This is a genomic window from Roseivirga sp. E12 (assembly GCF_017592825.1).
GTDB lineage: Bacteria > Bacteroidota > Bacteroidia > Cytophagales > Cyclobacteriaceae > Roseivirga.
In genome coordinates this window covers 20,089-43,524 of sequence record NZ_JAGFMD010000001.1, presented here as the reverse complement: position 1 = coordinate 43,524, position 23,436 = coordinate 20,089, and the positions used below count along the sequence as shown (strand labels likewise).

Genomic DNA, 23,436 nt, shown 5'->3' with positions numbered 1-23,436 from the left:
ATACTGCACCTTTTAGAATCACTCCAGTGAATCTAGAATCCCCTTTAATAGGCTCGCGCGATCATTAATTGCTTGGTTTACGAAATCCTCTCCCGCTTCTGTTTCTGGGTCATATTTAAAAGACCAAACTATATATTCGATAAGGATCGGTATTAAGTCTTTTCCTTTCTCCGTGAGTGTATATTTCTTTCGAAGCTGCTTCTGCTTTATTTTTTCAGAAGTAATAATTCCAATTAACTCTAACTGCTTCAGTCTGTCAGATAGGATATTTGTAGAGATGCCTTCCCCGCCATCCAAAAAGTCGTTATAGAAATTCTTCCCCTTGAATGCTAGGTCTCTTATAATCAAGAAGGACCACTTATCACCAAAGAAATCCAGGCCAAAGCTAATGGGACAATGTGTACGCGTTTTCAACTTTTTCATTTCATAACTTGTTTTTTGCAAGTTAGTTTTTAGATTTGAATAACTTGTTTTTTACAAGTTACCTATTCTTCACTATTAAACCATAGAAAAATGAATTCAAAAGAAACAGTTCAAGCGTACTTCAGTGCCTTCGGCAAGAAAGAAGGTTGGGAAAAATTTGCTGACCAAAACATAGTTTTCGAAGGCCCAATGCCCAAAGTGGTTGGAAAACAACAATGGGTTGAAATGACACAACAATTCACCATGGGTGTTACTAGTTCGTCACTAGACTCAACGATAACGGAAAACGACAAAGTAGCCTTAACAGCTACCTACAATATGACCTTACCCACTGGTGACACACATTCTTTAAAAACCATGGAGGTCTATACAGTACGAGATGAAAAAATCAATCACATTCTCATTTCGTTTGACACGGCTACATTTAATGAGTTTATGGCTAAAATGCCACAGCCAAACGCCTAATTGTGCATCATATGAAAGTTAGAAACTTGATGATTGGAACGGCAAGCTATCTTGTCGCTTCCTTCTTCGTCCAGGCGCTGTCGCATTTTGTAATTAATACTCAGCACTATGCCTCTATATCTTTTATGAGGCCAGAACCTTTAATGTACTTCGGGCTGCTCACCATGATAATTCAAGGCATTGTATTAACACTTCTGTATTTGAAATGGGCAAATAATACCTTCAATGTAAACCAAGGCTTGAAATTCTCTTTGCTCGTTGGTTTGTTTTTTGTTAGCTATTTAGCCCTTGTAGAACCTGATAAATACAATGTTATAAATGTATTTGAATGGATTCTGGTCGAAGGGTCCGCTGGCTTAGTTCAGTTTACCATATTCGGTGTCTTATTAGGGAAATTCATAAAAAACTAAACCAAGCCCTGACGAAAGTCGGGGCTTTTTTAAGAATTTCTCACCTCCCCTGCAACATTTTTTGCACTTGCCCCATCTAACCAATAGTAATTGTTTTACAATTGGGTAATAATTAAACACCGAAGCCTTGTACACTTCGGTTTTATCCGCGATAATTGTTTTACAAAAGGGTAAAATAAAATGAACAGTAAACTCGGAGAATTCGAAGAAATAGTCCTTATGCTGGTTGCAGCCCAACATGAGCAGGCTTACGGTCTATCCGTAACTAAGGCCATTGAAAAGGAACTCAAGCGATCCGTAACCATGAGCAGTGTACATACGGCACTGTATCGATTGGAAGAAAAGGGATTTGTTACTTCTAAAATTGGAGATGCCGAGGGCAATCGTAGGGGCCGCAGAAAACGAGTCTTTATCATCACCTCTCAGGGCAAAATAGCATTAAAAGAAACGCGTGAAGCCAGGAATCACATTTGGGATATGATTCCAAAATTCATTTTCGACATCGCTTAATGAAACAAGCGCATCAACATATAGATCCTCCTAAGTGGGCAGAACGATTCTTTGAATGGTACTGCTACCCTCCTCTTTATGATTCCATCATAGGAGATCTCTATGAACGCTTTGATGACAATGTCGAACAGTATGGTCAACGAAAAGCCAATCGCAAATTCTGTTTTGATGTCCTACGGTTTATGAACAGGCACACACTCAAGAGAAAAGGTCAATCTAAATTTTATAACAACAACATGTCAATACTCAGTAATTACTTCAAAGTGGGTTTTAGAAACCTCATGAAGAATCGGTCATTCACTGCCATAAATATCTTGGGGCTCTCGGTATCCATGGCGGTATGCCTAGTCATCATTTTAATGATCAACGATCAACTCAGCTATGACAAATGGCAAGCCAATAGTGAAGAGACTTATCGATTTACTCACTATGATCAAAATGAAGTTAATATACCTATGGCCACCGTGCCTATGCCCTTGGGTGAAGCCATGCAAGATAAGTTTGCCGGTTTTGAGCATATGGTCACATTCAGAAGGGGTTTTGGTGGAGATGTTATTCAAAACGGAAAGGCCATTGCCTTACAGGGTTACTTCACAGAGCCCTCGTTTTTTGAACTCTTTAGTTTTGAGCTGGAACGCGGAAACCCAGAAACTGCCCTGAGCACACCTAACGCCATTGTCTTGAAAAAAGACATTGCCGAGAAGCTCTTTAAAGATCAAGATCCTATCGGGCAAACCCTTGAAGTTGGTAACAAAGGGGTATACCAGGTAACAGGTGTCCTAAAGGAGTTTCCAGGTAAAACACATATCAAGTTCGAATCACTAGTCTCTCTGTCGAGCTTAGATAAGCTGGAAAAAAACAAGGTACTCGGTTCATCTATTGGAAACTGGGGAAATGGAAGTGAGACCTGGATATATTTTAAGCTTAGGGATGGCTATTCTATTGAAACCCTTAAGGGTTATTTGACTGAGGCAGAAAAGGAACATTATGAACCAGAATCAGACGAAGGCAAAGAGTTTACACTACAGAAGATGTCCAAAATCACCCCAGGCCCGCTTCATGGCAATCAAATTGGTGCTGGCATGCCGAACTTCTTTGTGATTGGCTTGGGCGTTTTAGCCATACTGATCATTGTGTGTGCGACTTTCAATTACACCAACCTATCGGCAGCTCGAGCATTGACTCGTACCAAGGAAGTGGGGGTAAGAAAGGTAATGGGCGCAAGAAAAGGGCAACTCACTATCCAGTTTATTGTGGAATCCATACTGGTGTCCATACTTTCTCTGATCGTAGCGATCGGCCTATTGCAATTTTTAATCCCGGCCTTTCAAAGCCTGCAGATGAGCTCTCTCTTAGAGTGGGAGTTGAAACCTGATCTGAAAGCCTATCTTCAATTCTTCGGCTTCAGTGTATTGCTTGGTTTGATCACCGGCATCTTCCCTTCCCTCTATTTGGCTTCCTTCAAGCCGATCCAGGCCATGAAAAATTCTGTTTCGAATTCTAAACTTTCTAAGCTGAGTTTGCGAAAAGCATTGATTGTGACCCAATTCGTGATTTCCATTGTACTGATCGTCTCCTCTGTTTTAGTCTATAAGCAGATCAAGTTTATTGTCGAAAAGGATTATGGCTTCAGTAAAGAGAATATTCTGAATGTCCATATGCAAGGTCAGGACTTTGCCAAGTTCGAGAATGAGCTCGAAAAACTTCCCTTTGTTGAAAGTGTTACGGCAACGAATAACATTCCCAGTATGGGCACGGAATACTCTGATGATGTGAAGCTCAGTGACGGAGATGAGACATTCTCTATGAACTACTTCGATGTCGATGAGGACTATATCAGTAGCCTTCAACTCGAACTTATTGCCGGCAGTGACTTTATCAAAGGCGCTCCTTCGGTAAACAAGCGAGCCGCCATCCTGAATGAGACTGCTGTGAAACAATTTGGCTTTGAAAGTCCTTTAGAGGCTGTTGGAAAGCAGTTTTATATTGAAAATGACTCCCTTGCCCTCAATGTGGTAGGCGTGGTAAAGGATTACAATCACATGATGCTGATCATGGGCATAGACCCTATGATGCTTCGTTATGACCCTAGTGGCTTTAGAATAGCACAAATCAAAGTGGCTGGTTTTGATATTGTCAAAGAAATCTCGGCTATCGAAGCGGTCTGGGATGAGTTTGACCCTAACCATGAGATCATTCTCAAAACTTTTCAGGGAGAAATTGATGAATTCAACGCCTTCTTCTTTGACATCCTTTATATAGTGGGATTGATAGCGATTCTCAGTATTAGTATTGCTGGAATGGGCTTGCTAGGTATTTCTACCTATGCCATCCAAATCAGAATGAAGGAAGTAAGCATCCGCAAGGTGCTGGGCGCAAGTGTTAAGGGCTTGATATTCTTACTATCAAAAAGCCTCAGCATTATGCTTATGATTGCTTTTATCATCGGTTTCTCACTTGCCTATATGGCCAATAATGTCTGGCTCAATCAGTTTGCTTATAGAACCTCCTTCGGCTTTGACGTATTCCTGATGACTGCCCTAGCCATGGTCGGCATTGGAATAGCTACCATCGGATGGCAAGCCTGGCGAGCTACAAGGGCCAACCCAGCTGCTACATTGCGGGATGATTAAATAGTCGGTAACCATGACTTATATTAAACCGTCATTCTGCCCCGAAGCTTCGGGGCAGGGTGACGTTTATATTTGAGTTAAAGATTAACTCTCAAACTCTGGTTTCTCATTAACCATCGATCCGACCGATCTGTGCTTCCTTACAGATCGGTCGGATTGTTGTTTATTGGAACAGCCTAAAAGATTCAACCTTGAAAAAGCAAAGTCCGTTATTAAATCCAGTGAGTTTTCTGGCATATATAAAAAGTCAAAGGGTTAATACTATTCATGTTGGGGCGGTACTTCTTACCCTTGCCTTATTTTTGGCCCTCTTCCAAGACTACCTCCATTCCTATGTGCAGGGCTACAGCTTTTACTGGAGCGAGTCATTACTCTTCAACACCTTTTGGGTGCTATTTATACCTATCGCTGTATTAAGCAAGAGGCTTAAGAGCCATTCGAATAGATATCGGATAGCGACAGATGCTATTGCCGCATCAGCTCTCCACCTACTCGCCTACCCTTTACTGGTTTTCACTCTTTCAAGCCTGTTCTTTTACCAGCCATACACCTTCACAAAGGTGCTGTCTTATGCTCTCTCTAAGTATGTATTTATCACCTTGATCGGATATGGCTTGATTCAACTGACGCTTAGTTATATGAAGAAGCCACAGCAGGCTCAAACAAAAAACTCACTTCAGAATATCTTGATCAACAAAGGGACTGAGAAGATTGTACTGGCTACCTCAGATATCTATTGCATTCAGGCCGAAAGCCCATATATCAAGTTTGTCGCGACACATGGCAACTACTTAAAACAACAAACGCTTAAATCTATTCTTACAGGCTTAGACAGCAATCAATTTATCAGGGTACACAAATCAACCATCATCAATGGGGACATGGTTCAGTCTTTTACATCCAGGCTAAATGGCGACTATGATATTGAGTTGAAGAATGGATCAACAGTTAGGATGAGCCGAAGCTTCAGCGCTCAATTTAAGGCCCAATTTAGCTAGCCACGACTCAAACTATTAACTACTCGCTTCACCATATTTAGACGCACCATGTCAATCTGCTTTGCGTATTTCAAAAGAAAAGCAAAAGCATGGTTAAATCAGTTATTCTATCATTTCTAGTCTTCTTTTCAACACTCAGTTGCATGGCATTTCAATCCTCACAAGTGGGTGGGCCATTCGAAAATGCAGAGTTCATGTATTTCGGCATGCCAGAAAACATAGCATCAAGCGACACTACACTTGGCTGGTTTGGTGAGGGTCAAAAGCTAGTGATCACTGGAAAAATCCTTAAGGCAGATGGCAGAACACCTGCCCCTAATGTAATCGTGTATTACTACCACACGGACACAGAAGGGTATTATAGCAGCCGCACAGACATGGACCAACGTGCCGCAAGGCATGGACATTTAAGAGGCTGGGTAAAATCCGATGCTGATGGTAATTACTCTATTTATACCGTAAGACCTGCGGCCTACCCGAAGAGATCAGATCCCGCGCATATCCACCCCACAATTCTCGAACCTCAGATTAACACACCATACTATACCGATGCCCTAGTATTTGATGATGACATCCTATTGACCACTGCTAAGCGAAAGGCCATGGACAACCGTGCAGGTAGTGGCATATTGAGGGTTTTAATGAAAGGTAACATCCAAATAGCCGAGCATAACTTTATCCTTGGACTCAATATCCCCAACTACCCTACAACCAAGAGCGACAGCATAAAATCAGGCAGAGCGATTGGTGAAGATGTCTTCTCCTTTACGCCTTATCATGCTTGGGGGCCAGACCAAGGGACTACCACCTGCCCCATCTGTAAGTATGGCCGCTATCAGGGGGTTTTATACTTCGCTGGTGACAACACGGACTCGGCCGAAGTAAAAGCCTGGCTGCAATTCCTCGAAAGAGAAAGTTTTAAGCGAGAACAATACCTCAAGGTCTTCTTCACTTGTACTACCGAGAGACAAGAAGGAGTAAATGCCAAGCTAGTACAAATAGGTAGATCACTTGGCCTCCGCAAAGTGTCGCTTACGACTGTAGCCTCCTATTCAGATCGGGCATCCGAAATCTACTTAAACGAAATCAACCCCTCGGCTCGCAACACCTTCATTATCTACAAGCATAGTAATGTAGTAGCCAAGTTTATCGAACTCTCGCCTACTGAAAATAACTTCAAGCTTATATCAGAAACACTCGATAACATCAAAGGTGATTACATGCATTTGGCTCCGCCCAAGCATAAATAAAATCTCTTATAATCCTTATCAAGTTGAGTTAGCAATTCACAATTTTTTGGAAGAACTTCCACGTATATAAGTGCAAGGGTCATTTCAAAAACTATGGACATCAACCTCAAATACATTCAGGAAAACTACATTGAGAAAAAGGCGCTATGTGAGGCCACCAATATATCCTCAGAAGAATTGGACATCTTGATTACAATGGAGTTGATTCCAAGTGCCTCCTATAGCATTGACTCTAGGCATGAAATCAGTTCCCCACTGGGTGACAAAATTGTGATCAACGATCCCAAAGAGTACTTCCCCCAGAATACTCCAGCACTGATCGAAAAGAACAAAGGCTTAACAGGAAGCCCCACCAGCTTTAAGGCACTGATAAAACAGGAATTCTTAACCTCCTTCGAGAGCGATGAAGACAAAAGGTACGCTTATGGCAATATCATTGATAAAGCGGGCAAGATTGACAAAGCTAAAATGGACAATGCCTTCGAGATTGAGTGGGATTACTACTGCAAAGGCATTTACGGCATATGCACCTTAAACGCCACAGGCTCTGACATTATCAAAAAGGAAATAGCTGTGAAAAAGTTGATTGAGTTCAACCAGAAGCATTCTGAGTGTGAATTAAGCGAAGATGATAAGAGCACCCTTGAGGACCTAAGTAAACAGTATAATGAAGTATCAAACCTCTTTGCCCCCTATCAACGTGAAACTAGCAGCAGAGGCAAGTACCTAGACAAGATATTGAGAGAGAATGGCATGGCCCATCTAATCAAAAAGTAAAAACATGAATAGAGCATTCCATATCAGCAGACACCTGATCACTTTTGGAATCCCTTTGAGCCTGCTAGCCATTCTGGTCATTTTCATCAAGTCTTCCACCTTCACAGGTGGAAATACTATAGACTTAGCCATTACAGCTGACTTATTGCTCACCGTTCCTCTCATCTACCTCTTACTGATTCGTAAGACGGACATCCCTAAAACAACCGTGGTACCCGTAATGGTCATTGGGCTCTTAGTTGGCACTTACTTTCTACCCAAGGAGAACCAGACTTATCTAATGCTCTTTAAAACCTGGGCCTTACCCATCATTGAGCTTTCAGTATTGACATTTGTGGTGTTCAAAGTCCGTGGAGTTATTAAGGCCTACAAAGCCAGGAAAGACGCAACACCGGATTTCTTCCATGCTTTGAAAGACACTTGCTCTCAGATTTTCCCAAGGAAAGCAGTGTTCTCGATAGCCACCGAGGTAGCCGTATTCTATTATGGCTTTATCCACTGGAGAACCATCCCTCTCTCAAAAAATGAGTTTTCTTATCACAAGAAAAGTGGAACCCCAGCGCTATTAGGCGCATTGATATTTATCATCATCATAGAAACGGTTGTTTTTCACTATTTACTTATCTCTTGGAGTTCAATAGCCGCCTGGGTTCTAACAGCCCTAAGTATTTACTCAGGTATTCAAATCTTTGGTTTTGCCAAGTCGCTGTCCAAAAGACCTATATGCATTAACGAAGATTACTTGACGCTGAAATATGGCATCCTAAGCGAGGTGGAAATCCCTCTTGAAAACATAGAGACCATTGAGCTATCAGGAAGATCTCTGGATGAAGAAGGTACATTGACCAGAACACTCTCTCCTCTTGGCGAAATGGAAAGCCATAACCTTATCCTCCACTTGAAGCATGAGCAGACACTTATAAGCCTCTATGGTATAAAAAGACAATTCAAAGTGTTGGCTCTTCATATTGACGAGCCAGAGGATTTTAAAAATGCATTGAACAATGTGATCGTAGACAATTGATCGAGGCAATCTGTACAAACCATTTTTGGTGAATGCTGGTAGATTATGCCAAAACTTTTCTAGAACTTTCAAGTCTGAGTATGTCTTTCGATTTGCACCCAATTTCACGAACCAAAATCAAAATCTGTTGTATAGCTTCCTTGGAAGAAGCACTAATGGCCATAAATGCCGGAGCGGATGCACTGGGTTTTGTATGTGCTATACCCACTTCTTCACGAACCATTGACAAACAAAAGGTTGCTGAGATAACTCCCCACATTCCATCCCAAGTAGCGACTTCCGTGTTAACCTCTGAGCTCACTGCATCAAGCATTGCCGAAAACGTCAGGCTGACTGGCACATCGAGAGTGCAGATATTATCTCATATCACTTCAACAGAGTCAAAACGTCTGTCTGAACTTATACCTGATATCCAAAGAGTGCAGATCATACATATTGAATCCAAGGCGTCACTAGGTTTAATCGATCAATATGCGTCCTATGTTGACTTCTTCCAGCTTGACTCTGGCCGACCTAATCTCAAAGTACCAGAGTTTGGCGGCACAGGCAGAACCCATGATTGGTCGATAAGTGCTGAGTTTGTAAAGAGGAGTCCTCGCCCAGTCTTTCTTGCTGGAGGATTGACACCCGAAAATGTTATCGAAGCCATTAGACGAGTCCGCCCCTTTGGAGTTGACTTATGCTCAGGTGTGCGTACAGATGGCCGTCTCGACCCTGATAAACTCAAGGTCTTTATCGATAACGTTCGAAAAACAGATGCGGACTTATATGGCTCGAATCGAGAATAAGCATCCTTTTCTTGACACAATCCCTAGTAGTCTTTGCCATTTTTTTTACTCAACTTTCAGACTTAAACGAGTCCCAAAATTTCGACTCATTTACGAAGAACAAGCCGATGAGCGCACAAAATACCGCAACCAAGAGCACTGAAAAATTCAACCTTCAAGACTCTCAATTGCACTCAATAACAAGTTTCCTTGAGGAAATAGGGATAGAATACTTCTTTACCGGAGATGCGTTTGACTCCTTCTTGGTAGGAATAGAAATTGAGCACGGCAGACTCAAAATAAATCTTGACAATCTGTTATGCCATGGCGACATTCTTCATGAGGCTGGTCATCTCGCCTGTCTCACTCCAGACCTTAGAAGAAAGGCACATGGTGACATTGGCAAAACATTAGGAGAAGAAAATACTTTTGAGCTAGGTGTGATCGCCTGGTCGGTAGCAGCAGCGCTATATTTAGGCATCCCCCTTTCTGAAATATTTCACCCTGAGAGTTATAAAGGTGATGCTACTTGGCTGCTTGAACAGTATACCGCTAAGACATACATAGGCCTCCCACTACTGCAGTGGATGGGAATGGCAGCACATGACGATGAATTGGTTGAAAACAAGGTACTCCCTTACCCACATATGATCCGCTGGACCAGACAATGATAATCAGTGCAGGCAACCAGCAAGATTCATCTTGACCTGAAGAAGGCCTTTGCTGAAGTTTCCATCATATTTTCTCTGAAAACCGATCAGATCATTAAATTGGTTGATAATGGAAGAGACAGAAAAGCCAAGACTCTCGAGACTTACCGCCATTATGACGCAACTACAGTCTAAGAAGATTGTAACGGCAAGTTATCTGGCCGAACGTCATAATGTAAGTATTCGGACCATTTATAGAGACATTCGCACGCTTGAACAATCAGGAATTCCAATCATAACCGAAGAAGGTAAGGGTTACTCCATCATGGAAGGTTACCACCTTCCTCCAGTTGTATTCACTGAAGATGAAGCCAACGCGTTAATCACTGCAGAGCAGTTAGTAAGCAAGAATAAAGACCTTTCCCTGAGACAAAGTGTTTCTAGTGCCATTGAAAAGATTAAATCCATCTTAAAGTATTCTCAAAAGGGAAATACAGATTTGCTCACGGACAGAATCTACTTTGCCGAACATAAAGATGACAGGACAAGCGACAACTTGATGGAGATACAATCGGCTATCATTCGATTTCAGCTTTTGAAAATTGACTATCTATCTTCTGAAAGGAAAGAGACCACTCGGCAAATAGAACCCTTTGCTATTTATAGCATTCATGGAAATTTTCTACTCATCGCCTATTGCAGGCTTAGAAATGAATTCAGAGCCTTTAGGATAGATTACATTGCCAATCTTGAGACACTCGAGGAAACCTTTACGCCCCATAAAATGACCATTCAAGAGTATTTTGAAAAATATATAAAGAATCAGAAGTACCCCTGACACAGGGCTGTCACTACCCCATTTTACCTTTGCTTTAGAATCAATAACAAAAGGAATTTAAAATGGAAACTATCAAAATCATCATCCTCGCTTTATCAACTCTACTGTTAGTCTTTGTTGGATTAATGAGGTTACTCGATCCAATCAAAACTTATCTCAAGAATTCAGGAATTACTATTGCAAAGGATGTCGACCTCTTAAATGAAATGAGGGGTGTCAGTGCTGTAATGTTATGTGCGGGTCTACTCATTGGCTTAGGAACATTCCTTCCTGGCATGACCTTCTCATCATTTCTTATTGGGGCCTTGATTTTTCTCGGTTTCGCTATAGGAAGATTTATGAGTATCGCTAAGGATGGCAAGCCCAACAAGCAGATCAATCAAGGAATTGCCTTTGAACTTGTCTTAGGTGGAGCAAATCTCTTCGGCTTGTTGTATACCTATCTCTAATCTGACTTATTAAGATCTAACAAGCCTCCGCGAGCAAAGTCTTACACGGTATCTTCTTCATACCATATGACTCGGGCTAATTATCGATCCCACCGATCCGTGTCCCACTACACATCGGTGGGATTGATTCATTTATAATCCACCGATCTTCACCTACTCCATACTCACTACGTACTACGCAATACCCAATACGCATTACTCCCAATTCCTTCCCTTGTGATTATGCCCATTTTTGTAATGTATTTGATAGCTCAAATGAATAAATTGATAAGTATAAAGAGGAAGCAACAAAATACTCAATAGGCATTTCAGATGATTTACTTTCAACAGCAAGCCCACCACAACCTTAGGGATTATGTAAGGTGCTACTGGAAGCTTGAAAATAAGAATGAAGACGCTCACTCCTACACCATATTTCCTGACGGCTTCTTCGATTTATTGATTTGCTACCAAAATGACCGTCTGGAAGGAGTGCTTTTAAGTGGTTTATGGGATCAGAAAACGAATGTGGTCATCCCACCAGAAACTACCATCTATGGGGTACAGTTCAGATTGCTTGCAGCCGAAAGTGTAGTTCAAGAAGACATCAACCTATTGCTCAATGATATAAAGAGCTTAGAGAACTCTTATTTGGGCCTTGACGAGTTTAAAAGGAGTACTGATGCTTCCTTCTTCGAATACTTGGACCAGTGTCTGTTAGCATGTATTGAAAAGCATGATCCGATTAACTCCGGAAAATCGATTCTTTTGAAGTCGATTAATCAAACAAGAGGAAATCAGACAGTTGAGTATTACTCGCAAAAAGCTTCATTATCCAAACGACAAATCAATCGGTACTTTCAATCAACTTTTGGGCTTTCTTTAAAGGGCTATTGTAATATCCGGAAAGGTGCTGCCACATTTAGTCAGATAAGCAAAGGACAGCTCTACCCTCCGCAAGGTTATTTTGATCAACCACATTACATAAAGGGAATAAAGAAGATCACTGGGTTTACACCAAAGGCATTGTCGAAAAATGAGGATGGCCGATTTTTACAATTTTCAATCATCAAAAATGAATAAGTTTCATTTTTAGAAATAAAAACCTAGGTCATATGATATTGCAAATCATCAAGTTGAAATCAGACTTACCAGAAGAAGAATTATTAAAGAGAGCAAAAGAAAGAGAGCCAAATTTTAAATCCATCCCTGGGCTCTTACAAAAATACTATGTCAAATTAAGCGAAGAAGGAGAATACGGAGGAGTATATGTCTGGGATTCTGCACAATCTCTAAAAGATTACCAGGCATCTGATTTAGCCAAAAGCATACCTTCGGCCTATGCCATTAAGGAAGTGCCAGCTGTAGAAATCATGGATATCATGTTCCAGTTGAGAAACAATTAGACATTCATAAGGGCAGGTTCTTTAGGTTTAAAACTCAAATTTCAACCATATGACAAAGGCAGAAGTCATCGACATTCTGGAGCAAAAACACCAAACACTATATGAATGGCTCGTGGATCATCCAGATGAAAATTGGATAAAAGGCCCTGAAGGCAAATGGAATACTGGTGAACACATTGTGCACTTGATTCAAAGTGAAAAAGCCTTAAACAAAGCACTGCGGTTGCCTAAGTTTTACTTGAAATATAAGCTTGGAACCAATAATAGAGACAATCGCACTTATGATCAAATTGTCAAAAGATATCAAGAAAGGCTAGCTGATAATCCCGGTGTAGTAGCCAATACTTCTAAGAATATGCCACCCATTACGGTCTCCAATAAAGCATCATACCTCTCCGAATTGGACAAGGAGAAAAAGAGACTGATTAAGAAGTTCCAAAATTGGACCGAGCATGATTTAGATACTTACCTACTGCCTCACCCCCTTATGGGTAGAATGACTGTAAGAGAAATAGTAATCTGGACGGCTTATCATACCGAGCATCATTATAATAATTTGAGGTCCAACTATTGAATCTTGCGACAAGCCTCAGGCTAAGGACCTTGATGAGAATGGTATGGATGTGTTAACCTATTCTGTTTCGCTCATAAGCTGGTCGGAGGAAAATCCATATATTTATTCAACACAAATAATTTCTGTCTTGAGAGTAATTCTGAAATTCATAGTAGCATAATTACTAGCCATTAATCTAAAGGCTGGTAATTCTCCGTTCGGATGTTCTTCCGAACGCAATATTTAATTCACTATTCGTGTATTGCTGTTAGCGCTTGCCATAGCTCTTAAGGCTATTCCTGTGCTTTAGTTCTAGGGATGATGCTATCTCCCACACACGGATGTCACATCAATTACTACTATTTATGAAAAATCAAGAAGCTAACAAGAACCCCGAATTTTTAGAATACGTTTTCGAATTAAACGGAGACATGGCAGTCCATGAGGCACTGCAACTCAGCGTAAATGAAATCGATGCATTAGACATTGCCCAATTGACCCGCATTGGCCTGAAAACTTACAAAAAGGACAAATGGACGATTCATACAATCCTTCAACATCTGATTGATTGGGAAAGGATTTGGTGCTTTAGAGCTATCATATTTGCTCGTGGAGAAGGGAGCATTCCAGATGCACATGACCAGGAAATCATGGGTGCAAATTCAAATGCAAACGAGTTGTCTATTGAACAACTGGTCCATGAGCTTCGAGTGGTACGTCAATCAACCATAATGATGTTTGAGTCTTTTAACAAAGCGATACTCGAAACCAATTGTGTGTTTTTTGAATATGAGATGCCTTTGTATACGATTGGATTGACGATAAGAGCACATCAAATCCATCATTTCAATGTTATAAAAGAAAGGTATTTGCCACTAGATCAATAAAGCCTGAATTGGCTATTACTAAACTGATCCGACCGGTCTATGCCTCCTTACATATCGGTCGGATCGATTTTACTCACTAACAAGTATTCTCTCCCTCCGCCCGTGGGCACCCTGCCTTTGTCGGCAGACAGGCTCCCTCAAGGGAGGACAGCAGAACCGTATTACGCACTACGCATTACGATATACGTACTACGCCTCCCCTTGTAACTATCCCAATAATTTCACTTCTTAATAGTAGAAACACACACAGCCCAACTTTGAGTAAGCTGTGCTTTTCTAGAAAAAAGATAACACACCAAAACACAAAATTATGTCACGTTTATTAAACAACTCACAACTAACAGAGTCAAAAAAAGCCGCTAATCAATCGAAAGCACCTACTTCACTTGAGCCCGGCACTTCCTGTTCTTACTCAAATACAACGACACTTCCACATAGTAAAAGCGCTGAAGGGCTTGCCTCATGGCTTTCGCAACCTCATCCCGGTTATAACATGGCGTCACTTGACTTTTACGGTCACCTAATCCCTGACAATGGTGATATAGTAGGGTTCAGTTCCATGATACAACAGCAATTCGGGCTTCCAGGCTCAGCGCCCTACCTTGCTGAATTCTCCATATGCAATAATGAAACTGACGGTGTTGTGGTAGCTCCGTTTCTATTGGACAAAGACAAAGTCACTTTTCAATCCAACCCGTTTTCGGAAACAGCGAACTTAAACCTGTTAATCGAGGATGAAAAAATCACCATTGCTCTTGTTTCAGGTAAAATGGGGCAGCCAGGTGCTAAATATAAGTTAACGGGTAATGCCATCGCTTTTGATTTAGCGAATTGGGTATACGAAGTTGAACTTACCGATAGTATGGGAACTGTTGCCATAGGCTATGGTCCATCAAGCTTTTTACCGCAATGGTTAAATGCAGGGCAGCACCAAGCTGTAATGAATGAATTTGGTGGTAATGTGGAAACTTATCTACAGGACGGACAAGATAACATGAGTGGAGAAGGTTCTTATTACTATTCTCTACCAATACTTCAGGTCACCAGTTTTAACATCACAAAAGACGGCAAACCATTCTCTTCAGGCTCACAAGGACACTTGTGGGTAGATTATGTAACACAGAGTTTTTCAGAAGCATCTTATCCGGTATTGAAGAATGATGCAACATGGCAGTTTCTTGCCATTCAGTTTCCGCCACAACTAAGCCTAAATGACTTTTCTGGTGCCTTAATGTTTTCACAGGTTGAAATGCCTATTCCAGGTTCAACTGGCACATCTACTTTACCAACAGCTCGCTTCTATCATAGTCACTCAGCCCAAGAACCAAACACAGCCCTAAAAGCATGGCACGATTGGGATATCCAAGACATCTCTTTCGAATCAAGTGACCTTTGGCCAAAAGAAGGTGATCATCAGTTTCCATTAAAGTTTACCTTAACCCTGGGTAAACCCGGTGATGAGAACGGCTATGCGATATTGAAAGGCGAGGCTGTTCGCCCTAATCAGGAGGTAACATTAGTCCATAAATATGAAGGTGTTTACAAGGTTACGGGATCAATTCATGTAGATGATTTTCATCTGGACACGGTCTTTGGCTATGCCTGGGCGGAAATCCACTAACGCGGGTATTGTCTTATCAGGTGGCGAAAGCTTCTGTCTGAATATTTGGGAGGGCTTGCTTTTATCGGCAGGCACCTCCTCAAGGGAAGACAACAGTACACACTACGCAATACTTACTACGCCATACGTATTACGTACTACGCAATACGCATTACCCACTACGCAATCCCCCCTTGTAACTATCCCAATAATTTCTTTCCTTCATTAGAGATAAACACACACAGCCTTCCTTTTTTACAAGCTGTGCATTTCTGGAAATGATATAGGTGCGGTTAGCACACCTTTTTGTTGGTCAGTTAAGACTCACTTTTGTTAACTAAATGAGGCAATGAAAAAAACATATCTTAAAAGTCCAAGTAGTTAGGAAACAGGAATCAATGAACAAAACGAATCGAATAGTCCTTTTTGCAATATTTAGCTTCATACTTTTCTATCAGTTGACCCTTCACTTCGGATTAGCCCCTCAGCCTGCTCCTGCTACCGTTTTTGTATCCAATGATCAAAACGATTTTGTAGATACCCTACGTTATAACATTCCTTTTAAACTAAAAGAAGTTAAGAAAAATGGTCAAGAAATAACTCCCTCAGAACTGCTATTCAATCAAAATCCGAACTTTCTACTGTACTTATTCTTTCTGACTTTTTTCTCATCAGTTTCCTTAAGCTTAATATTCCCATTGATTTTCAGGATGAGAAAAAAATTAAGGATGCTCACAAGAAAAGAAGTCATACTCTATGCTATAGTTTCTCTTTTAATAACAATAGGTGTCTTCGGAGTATGTAATTATATCCCTCATGCTTGGCACCCACAATCCATTATGAAACACCTTGGGATTCTATTAAAGTATCCTGTAGAGACTTTGATGATTTTTTTATTCCCATTATTGATACTTGCGGCAATTTGTCTATTTGGAATTTTCGGAGTTTCATCTGAAATCAAAAAGAGCGACTTTTCAATTGAAGACAAAGAAACATCATTTAAGTCTTTTCGCAGATACAAAACCTTATTGGATGAGTATATCTTGATATTTGGGGTTTTTGTTGCCTCAGGGTCAATTATCCTTGCATCTGCATTAGCGGATACGATTAACAATTTCATCGTAAGCAATTCATCTTTTAAGTTTGTCCCAGATGAGTTCGTTTATCTTTATGGCTTGGCATTTACTGGAGCCATTTTGATAGTTTATGTCCCAGTGTATTTGAAGGTTAGGGAAATTGGAACTCAATTGGTATATAGATTGAACCCCATTGATTATGAAGACATTGAAGCCTGGAACAAAAGAAATGAAGCATATTTAAATACTTTAGATATAGCTGGAAACGCATGGGATGGAACAAAAACCTCATTGAAAATTTTATCTCCCATTATAGCCAGTATTCTTACAACAATAATAAAAGGCATATAGCCAAAACCTAGACTGGGCGAAAGCACCCTTCAGACACTTATTGAGCAGTACAATGAGGTATTCAACCTCTTTACACTCTATCAGCGAGCAACCAGCAACAGAGGAAAGTACCTAGACTAAATATTGAGAGATAATGGCATGGATCATTTAATCAAAATGTAGGACCTCATACCTTCTAAGCTCCACCCATATAATCAACTTGTGATTATACTTATATTTTCTTTACTTCATTAGAGATAAACACGCACGGCCTACCCTTTTTTACAAGCTGTGCTTTTCAGAAGAAAAAGGTGCGTATAGCATACCGCAAGGTGTTGACTAACGCTCACTTTTTGTAAACTATTAGAGAAATAACGCTCATAAAAGTGAGCGTTAGCCACAACAATTACTACACAGATGAAAAAGAACATAGATAATCTATTAGGAGACATAGAAGCTGCCAGAAACAACCTCAAAACTGATAGGTTGGACATGTCCTTTGGTGAGATCATAAGTATGTATGAGAGGGATGAAATCATAATTAACCCTGAATTTCAAAGATTCTATCGATGGGAAGATTATCAAAAAACAAGATTCATTGAATCAGTAATTTTAGGTATACCAGTCCCTCCAATCTTTGTGGCTGAAGACACGAACGGTAGATGGGAACTAGTCGATGGTCTGCAGAGATTATCTACAATTATGTCATTTTTTGGTATTCTTAGAACAATGCCTGAAAAGAACAACTGGCTGCTAGAGGATGGAGAAATAGTGAAGTCACTAGAAGGATATTCATGTGAAGAGCTTCCAATGAAAATTCAACTGAATATCAAAAGGGCAACTTGCCGAGTTGAAATAATAAAATGGGATAGTGAATATGATATGAGATTCGAACTTTTCAATAGGTTAAATACTGGCGGAACCCCATTAACTGACCAAGAAATTCGAAACTGTATCTATCGAGGTGTTTCATCCTCTTTTAATGATTTTCTAAAGAGGATCGCGGACAATCCTAAGTTTATAAATATGATAGACGCATCAGACAAACAGGTGTCAGAACTTTATTTGGAGGAATTGGCATTGAGATTCATTTCACTACATAAAAACATTAAAAACGTGAAATTGAGCATGGGGCAGCACATGACAGAGTTTATGCGAATTGCTGTAAGCGACAAGGATTTCAATTATGATAAATATGAGTCAATTTTCAACAGAACAGTTGATATATTGTCTCCCTGCGGGAAGTCCATTTTCCGAAGTAAGAATAATGCCTTTGCAACAGGGTTCTATGACACAATTATGATTGGTGTCGGTGAAAACCTTCATTTATATGGCGAAGTAACCCCTGAAAAAATTAAATCAAAAGTGATGAAGGAGGTCAAGCATGATTCAGTGATTAGAAAAATTTCTCGATCGGGAGGTAACAACTCTATTCAAAGAGTTCGTAACCGAATTAAAGCAGCAAATAGAATTTTTGGCACCATATGACACCTTCTTTTTACAAAGAGATTTTAGCTGACATCGATTGGAGATACTCTGAACTCTCTGTTCTAAGAACTCTCCCGTTCAGGTACAAATTATCCACTGACCATCATCAATTTTTAATCAAATACTCCGTTCCGGTGATTTACTCCATTTGGGAGGGGTACGTTAAATCAGTTTTTGAGATTTATGTTCGAGAGCTCAACAACCTGAATATTGAGTCTGACAAAATAAACTACAGACTACTTGCTCATGCAATTGATTCGGATAGTAAGCTGACACTTCAAAACTCAAGAATTCATTTTAAAACAAAAACAGAATTTACCGAATCACTGATGTCATTTCTAAGCCAGAGAATAGAAATACCCAATAAAACACCAACGAACTCTAATATAAACTTTGAGGTATTGAATGATATTCTAGAACGGTTTAATCTTGAACCACTTCCAATAAAGAATTTCAAAACACCATTGAATAAACTCTTACGCTTTCGTAACTCGGTTTCACATGGTGACAACTCAATACCTGTTACGGCAAAAGATATTGAAAAGTTCTGCGAGCTTGTCAACGATCTAATGTCAGAGGTTTGTGAACGCATTGAAAAGGGTTTTGAAACAAAAACATTCCTCGCGTAATGTGGCTAACAAATACTACCATCCATAAGCTAACTAAGCTATTTGCAAAGGCTAATGGGATAAGATACTTTAGTAGATATTTGAATAGACCAGCTTACGGATGATAGTTGATCGTTAGTTCTAATAAATAAAGAAAATATGTTCGATAAAGAAATTGAAGCAATTGCCAAGTGCACCGAATTAATCAAGGATCTTGATGATGATTCTAAGGTTCGAGTACTGAAATACCTCATTGAGAGATTTGGAATTGGAATGCCCAAGTATCAGCAACCTAATAATCCAGTATCAAATCAAATTCAGGGGGCTAACAACCACCATCAAGAAGACACCTCTGAGACCAACTATGTTGAAAGTGACGAGATGGACTATCCAAGCTTAAGGGATTTAGTTATTAAAGACTATCCGAAGAATGAACCCGAATGGGTACTAGTTTATGCTTTCTATTCTTCAAAATATGGAGAAGATTCGTTTACTAGAGATGACTTATTAAGCGAGTATGAAAAAAGCAACCGTAGAACTGATACAAGAATTAAGAATCTGTCTCAAAGTATTTCAACAGGTGTAAAAAAGGATTGGATAAAATCTTTAAACACAAAAGAATATATATTCCTAGAAGCAGGTAGAGAATACTGCAAGGAAATATTGCAAGGAAACTCAAGTGGTTCTACAAGGAAAAGGAGTAAAAGAGCCAAAAACAACGGTGAAGACTAGCTAATTCATGACCGGACTAACAGAATATATTGAGAAAATCAAAGACTTCAAATCTTTGAAAAGTTCTGAGCAAGTTGACTTTTTTACTTATTACTTTTCAATCGTATTGAACGAGAACTACTTTTCCCCATCCCAAATACAAAAAGCGTTTGAACATCTTCGATTAAGTCCCTATTCTAACATACCAAAATATTTAATTGACAATTCTAACAAGGCAAAAAAAAAGAAAAAAACAATCAAATATTTAAAGGGAAAAGAAGGATATCATCTTGAATCTAATTTTGAAGATGAACTAAGGAAATCAATCAATATAGAAGAAGAAGCACCTTTTATTGACTTCGACATCAACCAAGATAAATTAGATTGGAAACCTAGTGATATTCCTTTCATAAATACTAAAATTAGAAAAAACGCAAAATTTTTCACCACTCTATATTTTCTGCTCTATCATCTTGAAAATAGCATAAGGAAATTTCTAATTAATAGACTCACTGCAATTATCGGTTCTAATTGGGAAGTTGAGATTTGTGCGAAAGTTGAGCTAGGGAAAGCTCAATCTATTAAAGCTGAAGTAAACCTTTCCGAAATGTTGCCAATTAGAGGCGATAACATTCTTTTCTATTGCATGTGGGATGACTATGCGAAAATCATAGTAGAGTATCCACAAGTTTTCTCAAAACCCAAGGAAGCAAGTGAAATCCTTGCTCACCTAAATTCATTAGCGAAAGTTAGAAATGCTATTGCACACAATGCCAGTACAATACCAAAGGAGTATCAAGATGAACTAACTATTTTCATTAAGAAGTATATCAAAATTTTAGAAAATAACTAGAGCTAACAAAACCTATAAGCAATAGTGCCCTTCGGGACCCTACTACTCATGTCCGAGACCATCCCTCTAAAACTGATTCCCTAAAAACAGCGCATTAAAGAAGAGCTTATTGGTACCATACCACATGCCTCTAAAGTTGGGGTTATCGGCAAACATAATGACGTTGCCCCTACCAATACCACTCACGATCAAGGAAGCAGTCCCTCCTAGTTTTTCGAGGTTGGTCTTGTTCACATAGCCACTGAGTAACGGATTTTCTTTGTACTTCACCACCGTACTAAATGGATCTTCACTTGGTGCCATAAAGATGGAGTGATTTCTATATACCGGTAAGTCGCGTTGTGTATAGCCAAAAGCTAGTGGATGCGTAATATCCACATCTGTCATATACATAGAGCCACCAATGGAATTAGAACCTCTAAACTCTCTGGATGTCACATAATCCATACGCTCAGGCGTATCTCTTTCTGGTCTTTCGCCAAACTTCTCGTTGACAAACTTGGAGCTGATCGCCCAGCTGGTCGCGCTACGGAGGGTAATTACGGTTCCGCCCTCTCTCACCCACTGCTTAATGCGATCGATCGTATTCTTACCCAAACCACTATAGTTGGCAGATGGCAAAATCAAAGTATTGTACTTGGCCCAGTCGATACGGCCAGCACTGGTAGTCATCACCTTCGTCACTGGCATGCCCACTTTGGTATCTAGCAAGTGCCAGATTTCGCCCGCTTCGGTACTGCTGACATTACCACCAATCAGCATCACCGCTTTCGGTTGGCGGATGGTTCTGAAATTGCCACTGCCCAAGTCAATGCCTTTAGCACTAAAGCCTGACTTCACGGAGTACGCCCGAATGCCTGCCAGGTCGGTGGCTTCTTCCACAAAGCCGTGGACAAGATTTGAATTCATTTCCTGACGGTTGACTGGAATCATCAGCGTACCATAGCCAAAGTCTTTGATCCCATCGTTCGTTTCGATACTAAAAGGTTTAAAGGCAGTATTGACATAGAGTCCCTTTTCTAAAAGATAATTCAATGCTTTCGGGGAGTAATACTCATCCCATTCGATCAGGTATGCATAATTGGATTTCGGCACGCTGGCGTAAGTAGAACCATTGAAATCATCGTCAATAGCCATACCCCTCAGCGAAGCTTTACCAGTATATCTTTCATAAGGCATATTATAGGTCAGCGCAGTGGTCCACGAGGAAGCGTCATAGAAGATACTGTCGTAGAAAGTGGTCACCTGCTCGAACATCGTTCTTACCATGCGATACTGCTTTTGCTCGTTCGGCACATAGAAGGCATTGCCAGCCTTAAATGCTCTGCCATTTAAGGTGATATCCTCATTCAACTGAACCATTTCAATTTGATGGCGATTCAACAAGTCGATAAACTCACCATTTCGACCTTCATCCGTTTGGTCACCAAACACCCAGCCTCCGCCAGCTTTCTTACCTTCCTCAACAGCCGTATTAAAGTTGTTCTCCATATGCTTGAGCAGCGTTTCCTTCTCTCCGACAGAAGCACGCACGGTGGCCATACTGGAAGTGAGGTGATTCTTAATGGTAAAAGCGAAAGCCACTTTCCCCATACGAGAGTCTTGCAAGTGCCCTCTGGAACTGGCTTGCTCAAAGACCAAACCTAGCGCGCCATGGATATCCGGATAAGTCGACCCATAGCCAGGATAACTATTGTCGTATTGTTCTTTGGTGAAATAAAGCGATCCAATCTCGTCTAGCGCCTCGTGGAAGTATCCCGCGAAGAGATTATTCAATCCATCATAATTATCGCGTGGCACTACAGGGTTCTCAGAACCGAAAGGTTTCGTAGGCTCGAAGAAGTAGGTAGAGTTGGTTCCCATTTCGTGAAAGTCCGTGACCACATTAGGATACCATTTGTGATAGAAGTTGATTCTCGCTTGAGATTCCACATGTGCCAAAGGCAACCAGTCTCTGTTCAGGTCGAACCAGTAGTGGTTGGTACGACCTCGAGGCCACATTTCATTATGCTCAGCATCGATGGGATCGGAAACCATTGGGTCTCCTTTGAAGCTATTGGCCCAGGTGCTATGCCGATCTCTACCGTCAGGATTGAAAGCGGGGTCAATCAGTAGGACTGCATCGTCTAGAGCGTCTGTCACCTCAGCATGGCGTCCGGCAACATAGTAATAAGCCGTTAGCAAGGCTGCCTCAGAACTCGATGGTTCATTGCCGTGAACATTGTAACCCAAGAGTACAATAGATTTTTGACCATCATAGCTCTCAATCGCCTGCGATGGATCAACCAATTTCAAATGTTCTGATCTGATTTGCTCCAGGTTGCCATGGTTTTCTGGAGACGTGACTTTTAATACCACCAATAGTCTATGCTCATACGTCTCGCCAATGGTATCGAGTTCGGCCCTATCGGATATCCTAGCTAACTCCCTCATATAACCTACTATCGCATCGTGACGCGTATGCAGCGTACCGATCGGATAACCTAGATACTCTTCAGGCGTAGGGATGCTCTCATCGAATCGAGCATTAGGCGGGAAGAAATAGTCGCTTTGGGCGATGGCCGTATTAAGACCGAGGCACAAAATCAATCCTAAGAGGGTAAGCAGGCGTCTGTTTTTCATAATAGCGAGTTATCAATGCATCAAATGCAATTCGAACGTCATTGCGAGTTGCCTGTCGACAGACAGAGCACGAAGCAATCTCCTTGTCATTTCAGGAGACTGCTTCTCCTGATTTATTATCAGGATCGC

Annotated in this window: 24 protein-coding genes; 22 read left to right on the top strand and 2 right to left on the bottom strand. The window is 40.6% G+C overall.

The genetic code is table 11. The features are described from left to right. Positions 1-18: 18 nt before the first annotated feature. Positions 19-423: a helix-turn-helix domain-containing protein gene (locus tag J4E76_RS00230; protein WP_208500395.1), complete on the bottom strand. Its 405-nt coding sequence runs from the start codon at positions 421-423 to the stop codon at positions 19-21. Positions 424-513: 90 nt separating this feature from the next. Between J4E76_RS00230 and J4E76_RS00225 the strand changes: the two genes are divergently transcribed. The 22 genes from J4E76_RS00225 (at position 514) to J4E76_RS00120 (ending at position 20,685) form a co-directional block, all read left to right on the top strand. Beyond that, entirely contained in the window at positions 514-888 is a 375-nt protein-coding gene (locus tag J4E76_RS00225) for a nuclear transport factor 2 family protein (RefSeq protein ID WP_208500394.1), read from the top strand. A gap of 11 nt (positions 889-899) precedes the next feature. Beyond that, positions 900-1,298 carry a hypothetical protein gene (locus J4E76_RS00220; RefSeq protein WP_208500392.1) on the top strand — a complete coding sequence of 133 codons (399 nt, stop codon included), beginning with the start codon at positions 900-902 and terminating at the stop codon, positions 1,296-1,298. 180 nt (positions 1,299-1,478) lie between these two features. Continuing rightward, on the top strand, positions 1,479-1,808 hold the full coding sequence (locus tag J4E76_RS00215) for a PadR family transcriptional regulator (protein WP_208500389.1): 330 nt from the start codon (positions 1,479-1,481) through the stop codon (positions 1,806-1,808). After that, the gene (locus J4E76_RS00210) at positions 1,808-4,441 is read left to right on the top strand and encodes an ABC transporter permease (protein ID WP_208500388.1); all 2,634 of its coding nucleotides are present in this window, start codon (positions 1,808-1,810) and stop codon (positions 4,439-4,441) included. Before J4E76_RS00215 ends, J4E76_RS00210 begins: the two co-directional genes overlap by 1 nt. A gap of 191 nt (positions 4,442-4,632) precedes the next feature. Then, positions 4,633-5,439, top strand: coding sequence for a LytTR family DNA-binding domain-containing protein (locus tag J4E76_RS00205; protein WP_208500386.1), 807 nt, complete (start codon positions 4,633-4,635; stop codon positions 5,437-5,439). A 143-nt stretch (positions 5,440-5,582) separates the two neighbouring features. Next, positions 5,583-6,689 carry an intradiol ring-cleavage dioxygenase gene (locus J4E76_RS00200; protein WP_208500384.1) on the top strand — a complete coding sequence of 369 codons (1,107 nt, stop codon included), beginning with the start codon at positions 5,583-5,585 and terminating at the stop codon, positions 6,687-6,689. A 93-nt stretch (positions 6,690-6,782) separates the two neighbouring features. After that, complete coding sequence (locus tag J4E76_RS00195; protein ID WP_208500383.1) at positions 6,783-7,466, top strand: DUF6058 family natural product biosynthesis protein; 684 nt, start codon at positions 6,783-6,785, stop codon at positions 7,464-7,466. A 4-nt stretch (positions 7,467-7,470) separates the two neighbouring features. Next, entirely contained in the window at positions 7,471-8,490 is a 1,020-nt protein-coding gene (locus J4E76_RS00190) for a hypothetical protein (protein WP_208500382.1), read from the top strand. A 32-nt stretch (positions 8,491-8,522) separates the two neighbouring features. Beyond that, on the top strand, positions 8,523-9,278 hold the full coding sequence (locus tag J4E76_RS00185; protein WP_208500381.1) for a phosphoribosylanthranilate isomerase: 756 nt from the start codon (positions 8,523-8,525) through the stop codon (positions 9,276-9,278). A 107-nt stretch (positions 9,279-9,385) separates the two neighbouring features. Continuing rightward, positions 9,386-9,928 carry a hypothetical protein gene (locus tag J4E76_RS00180; protein WP_208500380.1) on the top strand — a complete coding sequence of 181 codons (543 nt, stop codon included), beginning with the start codon at positions 9,386-9,388 and terminating at the stop codon, positions 9,926-9,928. Between the two features lie 109 nt (positions 9,929-10,037). Further along, positions 10,038-10,745 carry a YafY family protein gene (locus J4E76_RS00175; protein WP_208500379.1) on the top strand — a complete coding sequence of 236 codons (708 nt, stop codon included), beginning with the start codon at positions 10,038-10,040 and terminating at the stop codon, positions 10,743-10,745. Positions 10,746-10,807: 62 nt separating this feature from the next. Continuing rightward, complete coding sequence (locus J4E76_RS00170; protein WP_208500378.1) at positions 10,808-11,194, top strand: DUF4345 domain-containing protein; 387 nt, start codon at positions 10,808-10,810, stop codon at positions 11,192-11,194. 312 nt (positions 11,195-11,506) lie between these two features. Further along, positions 11,507-12,256 (top strand): DUF6597 domain-containing transcriptional factor, encoded by a 750-nt coding sequence (locus tag J4E76_RS00165; RefSeq protein ID WP_208500376.1) that lies wholly within the window; start codon positions 11,507-11,509, stop codon positions 12,254-12,256. Between the two features lie 32 nt (positions 12,257-12,288). Next, positions 12,289-12,579, top strand: coding sequence for a YdhR family protein (locus J4E76_RS00160; protein WP_208500374.1), 291 nt, complete (start codon positions 12,289-12,291; stop codon positions 12,577-12,579). A gap of 49 nt (positions 12,580-12,628) precedes the next feature. Next, positions 12,629-13,153 carry a DinB family protein gene (locus tag J4E76_RS00155; RefSeq protein ID WP_208500372.1) on the top strand — a complete coding sequence of 175 codons (525 nt, stop codon included), beginning with the start codon at positions 12,629-12,631 and terminating at the stop codon, positions 13,151-13,153. Positions 13,154-13,497: 344 nt separating this feature from the next. Next, positions 13,498-14,019 carry a DinB family protein gene (locus J4E76_RS00150; RefSeq protein ID WP_208500370.1) on the top strand — a complete coding sequence of 174 codons (522 nt, stop codon included), beginning with the start codon at positions 13,498-13,500 and terminating at the stop codon, positions 14,017-14,019. Positions 14,020-14,329: 310 nt separating this feature from the next. After that, the gene (locus J4E76_RS00145; protein ID WP_208500368.1) at positions 14,330-15,640 is read left to right on the top strand and encodes a hypothetical protein; all 1,311 of its coding nucleotides are present in this window, start codon (positions 14,330-14,332) and stop codon (positions 15,638-15,640) included. Between the two features lie 689 nt (positions 15,641-16,329). Beyond that, positions 16,330-17,046 carry a hypothetical protein gene (locus J4E76_RS00140; RefSeq protein WP_208500366.1) on the top strand — a complete coding sequence of 239 codons (717 nt, stop codon included), beginning with the start codon at positions 16,330-16,332 and terminating at the stop codon, positions 17,044-17,046. A gap of 396 nt (positions 17,047-17,442) precedes the next feature. Continuing rightward, a complete protein-coding gene (locus tag J4E76_RS00135; RefSeq protein ID WP_208500364.1) occupies positions 17,443-18,513 on the top strand; it encodes a DUF262 domain-containing protein in 1,071 nt (356 codons plus the stop codon). Next, positions 18,510-19,142: an MAE_28990/MAE_18760 family HEPN-like nuclease gene (locus tag J4E76_RS00130; protein ID WP_208500362.1), complete on the top strand. Its 633-nt coding sequence runs from the start codon at positions 18,510-18,512 to the stop codon at positions 19,140-19,142. The genes J4E76_RS00135 and J4E76_RS00130 overlap by 4 nt, the downstream gene beginning before the upstream one ends. A 138-nt stretch (positions 19,143-19,280) precedes the next feature. Next, positions 19,281-19,853 (top strand): hypothetical protein, encoded by a 573-nt coding sequence (locus J4E76_RS00125; RefSeq protein ID WP_208500360.1) that lies wholly within the window; start codon positions 19,281-19,283, stop codon positions 19,851-19,853. Positions 19,854-19,860: 7 nt separating this feature from the next. Beyond that, a complete protein-coding gene (locus tag J4E76_RS00120; RefSeq protein ID WP_208500359.1) occupies positions 19,861-20,685 on the top strand; it encodes a HEPN domain-containing protein in 825 nt (274 codons plus the stop codon). A 66-nt stretch (positions 20,686-20,751) separates the two neighbouring features. On the opposite strand, the gene J4E76_RS00115 is transcribed toward J4E76_RS00120, so the two are convergent. After that, positions 20,752-23,307 carry a M14 family zinc carboxypeptidase gene (locus J4E76_RS00115; protein WP_208500357.1) on the bottom strand — a complete coding sequence of 852 codons (2,556 nt, stop codon included), beginning with the start codon at positions 23,305-23,307 and terminating at the stop codon, positions 20,752-20,754. Positions 23,308-23,436: the final 129 nt, after the last annotated feature.

Excerpts from the sequence above, each read along its gene's own strand:
- J4E76_RS00230 (WP_208500395.1), bottom strand. The coding sequence starts at position 423 with ATGAAAAAGTTGAAAACGCGTACACATTGTCCCATTAGCTTTGGCCTG.
- J4E76_RS00225 (WP_208500394.1), top strand. The coding sequence starts at position 514 with ATGAATTCAAAAGAAACAGTTCAAGCGTACTTCAGTGCCTTCGGCAAG.
- J4E76_RS00220 (WP_208500392.1), top strand. The coding sequence starts at position 900 with ATGAAAGTTAGAAACTTGATGATTGGAACGGCAAGCTATCTTGTCGCT.
- J4E76_RS00215 (WP_208500389.1), top strand. The coding sequence starts at position 1,479 with ATGAACAGTAAACTCGGAGAATTCGAAGAAATAGTCCTTATGCTGGTT.
- J4E76_RS00210 (WP_208500388.1), top strand. The coding sequence starts at position 1,808 with ATGAAACAAGCGCATCAACATATAGATCCTCCTAAGTGGGCAGAACGA.
- J4E76_RS00200 (WP_208500384.1), top strand. The coding sequence starts at position 5,583 with ATGGCATTTCAATCCTCACAAGTGGGTGGGCCATTCGAAAATGCAGAG.
- J4E76_RS00195 (WP_208500383.1), top strand. The coding sequence starts at position 6,783 with ATGGACATCAACCTCAAATACATTCAGGAAAACTACATTGAGAAAAAG.
- J4E76_RS00190 (WP_208500382.1), top strand. The coding sequence starts at position 7,471 with ATGAATAGAGCATTCCATATCAGCAGACACCTGATCACTTTTGGAATC.
- J4E76_RS00185 (WP_208500381.1), top strand. The coding sequence starts at position 8,523 with ATGCTGGTAGATTATGCCAAAACTTTTCTAGAACTTTCAAGTCTGAGT.
- J4E76_RS00180 (WP_208500380.1), top strand. The coding sequence starts at position 9,386 with ATGAGCGCACAAAATACCGCAACCAAGAGCACTGAAAAATTCAACCTT.
- J4E76_RS00175 (WP_208500379.1), top strand. The coding sequence starts at position 10,038 with ATGGAAGAGACAGAAAAGCCAAGACTCTCGAGACTTACCGCCATTATG.
- J4E76_RS00170 (WP_208500378.1), top strand. The coding sequence starts at position 10,808 with ATGGAAACTATCAAAATCATCATCCTCGCTTTATCAACTCTACTGTTA.
- J4E76_RS00165 (WP_208500376.1), top strand. The coding sequence starts at position 11,507 with ATGATTTACTTTCAACAGCAAGCCCACCACAACCTTAGGGATTATGTA.
- J4E76_RS00160 (WP_208500374.1), top strand. The coding sequence starts at position 12,289 with ATGATATTGCAAATCATCAAGTTGAAATCAGACTTACCAGAAGAAGAA.
- J4E76_RS00155 (WP_208500372.1), top strand. The coding sequence starts at position 12,629 with ATGACAAAGGCAGAAGTCATCGACATTCTGGAGCAAAAACACCAAACA.
- J4E76_RS00150 (WP_208500370.1), top strand. The coding sequence starts at position 13,498 with ATGAAAAATCAAGAAGCTAACAAGAACCCCGAATTTTTAGAATACGTT.
- J4E76_RS00145 (WP_208500368.1), top strand. The coding sequence starts at position 14,330 with ATGTCACGTTTATTAAACAACTCACAACTAACAGAGTCAAAAAAAGCC.
- J4E76_RS00140 (WP_208500366.1), top strand. The coding sequence starts at position 16,330 with ATGAGAAAAAAATTAAGGATGCTCACAAGAAAAGAAGTCATACTCTAT.
- J4E76_RS00135 (WP_208500364.1), top strand. The coding sequence starts at position 17,443 with ATGAAAAAGAACATAGATAATCTATTAGGAGACATAGAAGCTGCCAGA.
- J4E76_RS00130 (WP_208500362.1), top strand. The coding sequence starts at position 18,510 with ATGACACCTTCTTTTTACAAAGAGATTTTAGCTGACATCGATTGGAGA.
- J4E76_RS00125 (WP_208500360.1), top strand. The coding sequence starts at position 19,281 with ATGTTCGATAAAGAAATTGAAGCAATTGCCAAGTGCACCGAATTAATC.
- J4E76_RS00120 (WP_208500359.1), top strand. The coding sequence starts at position 19,861 with ATGACCGGACTAACAGAATATATTGAGAAAATCAAAGACTTCAAATCT.
- J4E76_RS00115 (WP_208500357.1), bottom strand. The coding sequence starts at position 23,307 with ATGAAAAACAGACGCCTGCTTACCCTCTTAGGATTGATTTTGTGCCTC.